At 60.4% G+C, this 904-nt stretch carries 1 protein-coding gene; it reads right to left on the minus strand.

Annotation, left to right across the window (positions count from 1 at the left end; translation table 11 throughout):
- Positions 1 to 763: 763 nt before the first annotated feature.
- Positions 764 to 904: H-NS histone family protein (locus tag IVB32_RS32720; protein WP_247412705.1), on the minus strand; the 141-nt coding region annotated here is incomplete at its 5' end.

Consider the following 904-nt stretch of genomic DNA (forward strand, 5'->3'; position numbering starts at 1 on the left):
CGGCTCTCGCCGGATGATGCATAGAACTAGCATACCTGAAGGGGGCATGAATGTTCGAAAGCGCACAGACGCGAGTGTTGCGCCGCACTAGGCTGGGAGCGATCCTGGACGCTCGCAAAGCGCTCGGGGCCCAACGGCCTCGGGGAGATGCGAAAATGTGCCGACTGCGCTGAAGCGGCTCCGTCCGCGAACGCAGTGTTGCCGGTTGCGTGCCGGGTATGAGGCAGGAGTAAGCTCGGCAGATTTAGATCAACGATGGTCGTTCTCGTGCGTACTTTTCTTCTCATTGTGGGAATATGGCTACTGGTGAACGTTCTGTTTGTTGTAGTTGTCCTGCCCTCGCGCAGACCGGCACCTACTCGGCGAGCAGGAATTCCATCTCCGGTGACGATTAACACGACGGCCGGTCGCTTGGACGATCACGACCCACCACTCCTGCAGCGCGCAATGAGGCCGGTTGCAATCAGGGTTCTTTTCATCGTGCTCATCCTTCCAGTCCTTCGAGCGTGGAGTGCGGTTAGGCGGCACTTCAGCGGGCACGACAACTAGACACGGCCATCGCGTGCTTGAGATTCTCGTCGATGTCCTCACTGCGCCGCGGGCCCCCCGAGCGATTCAGCGAGACCATCAGCCCAGCGCTCTCGCTATGGCCATGCCTCGAAGCATGGTTATGACCCGCGCTTCAACGATGATGTGAGGAGCTCAGAGCCCAGGGGGAACAGCCGGCGCCAGCATTTCCATCCCAAAATGCCGCAACGCGCGCTCAACTTGTCTGCCGCTTTTCGGCTGAAGCCCGATCGATTAGGAAATCGTCCAAATCTCGGCCGGCTCGAAGCTGCGGCCGCAGCCATCGAGGCAGCCTGCCGCGACCCGACCATGTCTCCGCCGGGTTCTTCGGATTGCG

This window comes from Bradyrhizobium sp. 23 (genome assembly GCF_023073295.1).
Taxonomy (GTDB): Bacteria; Pseudomonadota; Alphaproteobacteria; order Rhizobiales; family Xanthobacteraceae; genus Bradyrhizobium; species Bradyrhizobium canariense_D.